Source organism: Brachybacterium atlanticum (genome assembly GCF_025669985.1).
In the GTDB taxonomy this organism is placed as follows: Bacteria; Actinomycetota; Actinomycetes; order Actinomycetales; family Dermabacteraceae; genus Brachybacterium; species Brachybacterium conglomeratum.
In genome coordinates, this window is sequence record NZ_JAKJJW010000061.1 from 1 (window position 1) to 6,615 (window position 6,615).

At 73.8% G+C, this 6,615-nt stretch carries 7 protein-coding genes; 3 read left to right on the forward strand and 4 right to left on the reverse strand.

Features of this window, described 5'->3' with window-relative positions:
* Nucleotides 1–155 precede the first annotated feature (155 nt).
* The 3 genes from L3K22_RS16415 to L3K22_RS16425 all read left to right on the forward strand — a co-directional run bounded on the left by L3K22_RS16415 (nucleotide 156) and on the right by L3K22_RS16425 (nucleotide 3,311).
* The gene (locus L3K22_RS16415; protein WP_263312340.1) at nucleotides 156–1,058 is read left to right on the forward strand and encodes a 5-oxoprolinase subunit C family protein; all 903 of its coding nucleotides are present in this window, start codon (nucleotides 156–158) and stop codon (nucleotides 1,056–1,058) included.
* A gap of 13 nt (nucleotides 1,059–1,071) precedes the next feature.
* Nucleotides 1,072–1,563 (forward strand): NUDIX domain-containing protein, encoded by a 492-nt coding sequence (locus L3K22_RS16420; RefSeq protein WP_263312341.1) that lies wholly within the window; start codon nucleotides 1,072–1,074, stop codon nucleotides 1,561–1,563.
* A 305-nt stretch (nucleotides 1,564–1,868) separates the two neighbouring features.
* Nucleotides 1,869–3,311, forward strand: a complete 1,443-nt coding sequence (locus tag L3K22_RS16425; protein WP_263312342.1) for an MFS transporter — start codon at nucleotides 1,869–1,871, stop codon at nucleotides 3,309–3,311.
* 323 nt (nucleotides 3,312–3,634) lie between these two features.
* Here L3K22_RS16425 and L3K22_RS16430 read toward each other — a convergent pair whose 3' ends face one another.
* The 4 genes from L3K22_RS16430 to L3K22_RS16710 all read right to left on the reverse strand — a co-directional run bounded on the left by L3K22_RS16430 (nucleotide 3,635) and on the right by L3K22_RS16710 (nucleotide 6,475).
* The gene (locus L3K22_RS16430; RefSeq protein ID WP_263312343.1) at nucleotides 3,635–4,102 is read right to left on the reverse strand and encodes a ribose-5-phosphate isomerase; all 468 of its coding nucleotides are present in this window, start codon (nucleotides 4,100–4,102) and stop codon (nucleotides 3,635–3,637) included.
* Between the two features lie 174 nt (nucleotides 4,103–4,276).
* Nucleotides 4,277–5,995 (reverse strand): dihydroxyacetone kinase family protein, encoded by a 1,719-nt coding sequence (locus L3K22_RS16435; protein WP_263312344.1) that lies wholly within the window; start codon nucleotides 5,993–5,995, stop codon nucleotides 4,277–4,279.
* On the reverse strand, nucleotides 5,992–6,327 hold the full coding sequence (locus L3K22_RS16440; protein WP_263312345.1) for a hypothetical protein: 336 nt from the start codon (nucleotides 6,325–6,327) through the stop codon (nucleotides 5,992–5,994). The genes L3K22_RS16435 and L3K22_RS16440 overlap by 4 nt, the downstream gene beginning before the upstream one ends.
* Nucleotides 6,328–6,340: 13 nt before the next feature.
* Nucleotides 6,341–6,475, reverse strand: a complete 135-nt coding sequence (locus tag L3K22_RS16710; protein WP_308445959.1) for a hypothetical protein — start codon at nucleotides 6,473–6,475, stop codon at nucleotides 6,341–6,343.
* Nucleotides 6,476–6,615 lie beyond the last annotated feature (140 nt).

The following is a 6,615-nucleotide window of genomic DNA, read 5'->3' on the forward strand; positions in this document are numbered from 1 at the left end:
CCTCACGGTAGGCGCGGATCGGGGCGTCCTCGCGCTCGATGACGGGATAGCCGCTGGTCGGCGCCACGGACTCCCGCCCCGCGCTCGAGGTCCTCTCCCCCGGTCCGCTGGCCCTGATCGAGGACGCCGGCAGGCCGGGCCGGGCGGCGATCGGCGTGAGCCGGTCGGGCGCCTTCGACCGCGGCGCCCTGCAGCGCGCGAACCGCGCCGTCGGCAATCCCTCCGGCGCCGCCGCGCTCGAGATCCTGCTGGGACCGCTCGCGCTGCGCGCCGCCGCGCCGACGGTCGTCGCCGTCTCCGGCGCGCAGGCCCCGGTGCGGATCGGGCGCGGCGACGACGAGGTCGGCGACGTGGAGCTGCCGGCCGACGTCTCCCGCGAACGCGCCCTCGCCCTGGACCCCGGCGACCGGATCGAGGTGGGCCCGGCCGCGGACGGGCTGCGTCTGGTCCTCGCGGTCCGGGGCGGGATCACGCAGGTGAGGCGGCAGGATCCCGCCGACGACGAGCTGCTCGAGGTGCTCGGCGCACGCTCCCGCGACACCCTCTCCGACCTCGGCCCGGATCCGCTGCAGGCCGGCGACCTGCTGCTCGTCGCCCCCGAGCGCGGCCTCGACGCGGTGCCGGCCGCCGGGGACGCCGTCCCGTCGTCGTCGGCCGAGCATCCCGACGAGGACACCATCCGCATCGCCGTGCTCATCGGCCCGCGCGCCGAGCTGCTCGGCGACGAGGCGGTCGAGGCGCTGTTCGGCACGGACTGGACCGTGCGACCCGACTCGGACCGGGTCGGGGTGCGGCTCGACGGGCCGGCGATGCCGGTCCCCTCGGGCGCGGCGTCCGTGCCGAGCGAACCGATGCTGCCCGGGGCGGTGCAGGTGCCGCCCTCGGGGCTCCCGGTCGTCTTCGGCCCCGACCACCCCACCACCGGCGGCTACCCGGTGATCGCCGTGCTCACGCGCACTGGTCTGGACCGACTCGCCCAGGCCGGGCCGGGCACACGCCTGCGCTTCGTCACCACGGACGGCGACGGGACGCGCTGGTCGCCACCCGCCCGCCGATGACACGATGGCAGGCATGCCGCGCCTCCTCCCCGACCCCGCCTACTTCGCCTCGCTGCCCAAGGTCATCACCTCGGGAGCGGTGATCCTGCGCGACGAGGACGGCCGCTTCGTCATCGAGAAGCCGAACTACCGCCCGCACTGGCTGCTGCCCGGCGGCGGCGTCGACCCCGGCGAGGACGCCCGGCAGTGCGCCCAGCGCGAGGTCATGGAGGAGCTGGGCCTGGACGTCGAGGTGGGCCGCCTTCTCGCCGTGGACTGGCTGGCGGCGAGTCCGGTGCGCAGCGCCCCGATGGGCGTGCACTTCATCTTCGACGCCGGCATCATCCCGCGCGCACAGCTCGAGGCGGAGATCGTGCCGCAGGCCTCGGAGCTCGACGACTGGGCGCTCATCGAGGAGGACCGGGCAGAGCTGCTCTCGACCTGGGGCGCCGCCCGTGCCCGGCGCGCTCTCGCGGTGCTGCGCGGCGAGGCCGAGGTGGACCTCGTCTCCCATCCCCGGCGCTGACCTGTCGGTCCCGTCGGGAGGTCCGAGGCCGAGCGGCCGACGGGGCCCGTCGGGCGCGGCAGCTCGGCGGCGGCGATGCCCCTCGGGCCGACGCCCGTCGGCCGCCGATCGTCCCGCGTGCCGAGACCGCGCGAGACAGCCCCGGAACCGCAACCCTTCCGAGACGTCCCACTTTTTCTCACGCTGACCAGGAGCCCTGCCTCCGGCAGCGCGCCGCGGCGCCCGTCGGTGTGATCCACGCCGCACGACGCAGCGGTCGCGGTGGGCCATGATGTGCCCACCCCTCCCCTCGTCTCGGAGATGTCATGACCCCCTCCCCCCTCGGCCCGGAGTCCGCGGCCCCGGTCAGCCGGCCGCTCACCCGGTCGCAGCGCCTGGACCGCCTCCCCTTCACCCGCAAGCACGGCAAGCTGCTGGGCGCCTCCGGCATCGGCTGGGCGCTCGACGCGATGGACGTCGGCCTGATCTCCTTCGTCATCGCCGCGCTGACCGTCCACTGGGACCTCGCGAAGTCCGACGGGTCCCTCATCGCCTCCGCCGGCTTCGCCGGAATGGCGATCGGCGCGAGCCTCGGCGGGCTGCTGGCCGACAGGATCGGCCGACGCTCCGTCTTCGCCCTCACCCTCCTCGTCTACGGCCTGGCCACCGGCGCCTCCGCCCTCGCCCTGGGCGTCGGCGCGCTGATCGCGCTGCGCTTCGTGGTGGGCCTGGGGCTCGGCGCCGAGCTGCCCGTCGCCTCGACGCTGATGAGCGAGTTCGCGCCGGCCCGGATCCGAGGCCGGATCATCGTGTGGCTCGAGGCGTTCTGGGCCGGCGGCTGGATCCTCGCCGCCGTGATCGGCACGTTCGTGGCGACGTCGGGGCCGGCCGGATGGCGCTGGGCGCTCGCGCTCGGCATGATCCCGGCCGTCTACTCGCTGGTGATCCGTCTCGGGATGCCCGAGTCCGTCCGCTTCCTGGAGACGAAGGGACGTCACGAGGAGGCCGAGCGGATCGTCCGCGACTTCGAGGTCTCCGCCGGGATCGGTGCCGAGACTCCGGCGGCCCCGCACTCCCCCGAGGCCCCCACCGCGCCCGACGCTCAGATCACCGGCGTCGGCGATGAGGGCCGTGTCTCCGCCGACGCGGTCGGCGTCGTGCCGGAGGCCGATCAGGTCGCGACCGGCGGCATCTGGTCGGCGTCCCTCCGCGCCCGCACCGCCGGGCTGTGGGTGGTGTGGTTCTGCATCAACCTCTCCTACTACGGCGCGTTCATCTGGATCCCGACGCTGCTGGTGGATCGCGGCTTCGACCTCACGAAGTCGTTCACCTTCACCCTGATCATCACGCTCGCCCAGATCCCCGGCTACGCCGCCGCGGCCTGGCTGATCGAGGTGCTGGGACGGCGCTGGACCCTCACGATCTTCCTCGCCGGCTCGGCGCTGTCCGCCGTGGGCTACGGCATGGCCGACTCCGAGGCGATGATCCTGGTGGCCGGCTGCCTGCTGAGCTTCTTCAACCTCGGCGCCTGGGGCGCACTGTACGCGATCGGCCCGGAGCTCTACCCCACCGCGGTGCGCGGCACGGGCACGGGCGCCGCCGCCGCCTTCGGCCGCCTCGCCTCGATCATCGCCCCGTTCCTGGTGCCGGCGCTGGTGCTCGCCGGCGGGCAGTGGCTCGCCTTCGGGGTGTTCGCGCTCGCCTTCGCCGTCGCCGCCGCCGCGGCCTTCACCCTGCCCGAGCAGCGGGGGAAGGCACTGGCGGAGTAGGCCTCCGGCGCTGCCGCGACGGCAGGGGGCTGCGGCGATCAGCGCCACGCGTCACCAGGCACGTGTTGTTCGAGGACCGGTACCACCTCGCGGGGGTTGTGCGACGTCCGGTACCAGTTTCCTGGTACCGGACGTCGAACAACTGGTCGGGTCCTGGTACCCGACGTCGAACAACCGCCCGGTGGGAACGCGCAGGGGCGTCGGTGCGATGACTGCCCAGGTACCGAGCCCGACCCGGTGATATCGCGCCCGAGCGGCAGGCCCCGGGCCGGAGCCCGTTGCCGAGCCCGCGGTACCGTGCCGGGCTCGGGCCCGGCGTCAGCTCACTTCTCGAGGGAGCCGTCGTAGGCGCAGATCGCGTCGACCTTCGCCGCCGAGGACGACTCGGGGTCGAACTCGAGGTCGAGCCACACCTTCACGAGCTCCTTCGCGAGCTCCAGCCCGATCACGCGCTCGCCCATGCACAACACCTGTGCGTTGTTCGACAGCACCGAACGCTGCACCGAGTAGAGGTCGTGCGCGGTCACGGCGCGGACGCCGGAGACCTTGTTCGCCGAGATCGCGACACCCAGGCCGGTGCCGCAGATCAGCAGAGCACGGTCCGCCTCGCCCGCGGCGACCTTCTCCGCTGCCTCGACGGCGACGTTGGGGTAGTAGGTGCCGTCCTCGCGGCCGGTCACGCCCACGTCGATGACCTTCTCGACGCGGGGATCGTTCTCGAGCAGCTCCTTGAGCGCGGACTTGTGGCCGTAGCCGGCGTTGTCGGAACCGGTGACGATGGTCAGAGCCATGATGTTCTCCTTCGGAGTCGAGGGGTAGGGGTCGGTGGAGCTGTTCCAGTGGTGATGGAACGCGGTCAGGTGGCAGCAGGCCGGGGGCGGGTCGAGTCGGGTGCGATTCTGAGCCACTTCCGGGGCCGAACTGGTTCAGAACTGCACACTTTCGAGGGTAGGCCTCTGCCCGGGTCAGGACAGGTGCCGGCCGAGCTCGCGCATAAGGATCGAGAAGGAGATCGCGCCAGGATCGGGGGTGCCGACCGACTTCTCGCCCAGCACGCGGGCACGGCCCAGGGTCGCAGTGATCTCGGCCGTCGCCTCGGCCGCCTCGCGGGCCACGTCCGCGGCCTGCAGGATCGCCTCGGCCGCGTTCTCGCCGGTGAAGGCTTTCGCGAGCTCCTCGCGGAAGGGCGCGGCGGCGTCGACCATGGTCTTGTCGCCCACCTGCGCGCCGCCGAGGCGCTGGACCGCGTCGATCCCGGCGTCCACCGCGTCCACGACGGTGCGCGCCTCGGCGCCGGCCTGGTCGTCGTAGACGGCGCCGGCCGCGATGAGGGCCGCGCCCCAGAGCGCCCCGGAGGTGCCGCCGGCGGACTCGGACCAGGCCTCACCGGCGCGGACCAGCAAAGTGCGGGCCCCGGCCCCGTCCTCGAGCGCCTGGCGCGCGGCGGCCGCGGCGCCCTTGGAGCCGTAGGCCATGCCCTGGCCGTGGTCGCCGTCGCCCGCGATCGCGTCGATCCGGCCGAGCTCGGCCTCCTCGCGCACGCACACGCCCGCGAACAGGTCCAGCACGCCCGCGACCTTCCCGGCGACCTCGCGGGACTCGCTGCTCGCCGCTGGGGTCTCGTCGGCCCCGGCCTCCCAGAAGGCGGTGCGGCGCGGGCGCTCCGCCGCGCCGGTCATCGCGCCGCGGTGGAAGGCGGGGGTGTCCACCGGCGCGAGCCAGTGCTGCTCGAGCTCCTCGTCGAGGAACACCAGGGTCAGGGACAGGCCGGCCATGTCGAGGCTGGTCACGAGCTCGCCGACCTCGGGGCGGACGGGCGTGATGCCCGCGGTCTCGAGCAGTGCGGCGACCTTCGCGTAGACGACGAAGAGCTCCTCGTACTTCACGGTGCCGAGGCCGTTGACGAGCACCGCGGCGCGGCCCTGGTAGCCGCCCTCGCTGCGCTCGGGCTGCTCGGCGAGGACTCCCTCGACCGGCATCGTCGCGATCTCGTCGGCGGTGCCGATCGGCTCGTCGCGCACGCCGGGCTCGCCGTGGATGCCCAGGCCCACGCCCATCTGCCCCTCGGGCACGTGGAAGAGGGCGCCGGCGGCGCCGGGGAGGGTGGGGCCGTCGAAGGCGACGCCGAAGGAGCGGGTCGCGTCGTTGGCCTTCCAGGCGAGGCGTTCGGCCGTATCGAGGTCCGCGCCGGCCTCGATCGCGGCGCCGGCGATCTTGAAGACGGGCAGGTCGCCGGCGATGCCGCGGCGGTCGCGGTGGTTCTCGGGGGTGTTGGAGACGATGTCGTCGCTGACCTTGATGATGCGCACGTCGATGCCCTCGGCGCGCAGCTTCTCGGCCGCGGCGCCGAAGTGCAGTACGTCGCCGGCGTAGTTGCCGAAGCCGAGGATCACGCCGCCGCCGTTCTCGGCGTTGCGGGCGACGGAGTACACCTGGGAGGCCGACGGGGAGGCGAACACGTTGCCGCAGGGGGCGCCGTGGCCCATGCCGGGACCGACCCAGCCGGCGAAGGCGGGATAGTGGCCGGAGCCGCCGCCGATCACGAGGGCGGGCTGGCCGGCGGGTGTCTCGGTCGCGCGGACCACGCCGCCGTGGACCACGGCCACGTGGTCGGGGTGGGCCAGGGCCAGGCCCTGGACCGCGTCGGCGGCGAAGGCGGCCGGGTCGTTGAAGAGGTACGTCATCGTGGATTCCTCCGGGTGCTGCCGTGCGGGGTCGACGGCGCGGGGTCGTGGGGGGAGCCGGGCGCTCCGCGCCGCAGCATATTGATCCTATAGGAAACGTACGCGATAGGGCAGGGGGTGCCGATCGGCAGGAGAGGCCCGTCGGCCGCTGCGCCGTCAAACGCACCGACGGCCGCCCTGACGGCGGCGCGGCGACCGTGCCAACCGCTGCCGAGCTCGGCGGCGCCGGTGCCGGCGTACTTCTCCCCGATTCCCGGGGAGAGCGCGAAGCCCTTCGAGGTCGCGCGCTTGCCGACGAGGCGGACGAGCAGACACATCGGGATCGCGAGCACGATGCGGAGAGGGTCACCAGGGCGGGGTCCGGCGCTCGCTGATCATCAGTCCCAGCGGAAGGACTGGAGGGAGCAGCTCGCTCGCTCCGCCTCGCAGGGAGGTGCCTGAGCCGCGGCGCACGTCGAGGATCCCGAGGATCTCGAACACCGCGAGCTCCCCGCACACCACCGAGCGGCCCACGCCGAGCGCGCTCGCGAGCTGCCGCTCGGGGGGGGGGTGTCCCTATGTTCTGAGTCAAGCCGCAAGAGCGGCCGGCTCGGGAGTCGGGGTGGTGGTCGGGGGCTGGT

Coding starts and splice junctions, on each gene's coding strand:
- L3K22_RS16420 (WP_263312341.1), top strand. CDS start 1,072: ATGCCGCGCCTCCTCCCCGACCCCGCCTACTTCGCCTCGCTGCCCAAG.
- L3K22_RS16435 (WP_263312344.1), bottom strand. CDS start 5,995: ATGACGTACCTCTTCAACGACCCGGCCGCCTTCGCCGCCGACGCGGTC.
- L3K22_RS16425 (WP_263312342.1), top strand. CDS start 1,869: ATGACCCCCTCCCCCCTCGGCCCGGAGTCCGCGGCCCCGGTCAGCCGG.
- L3K22_RS16430 (WP_263312343.1), bottom strand. CDS start 4,102: ATGGCTCTGACCATCGTCACCGGTTCCGACAACGCCGGCTACGGCCAC.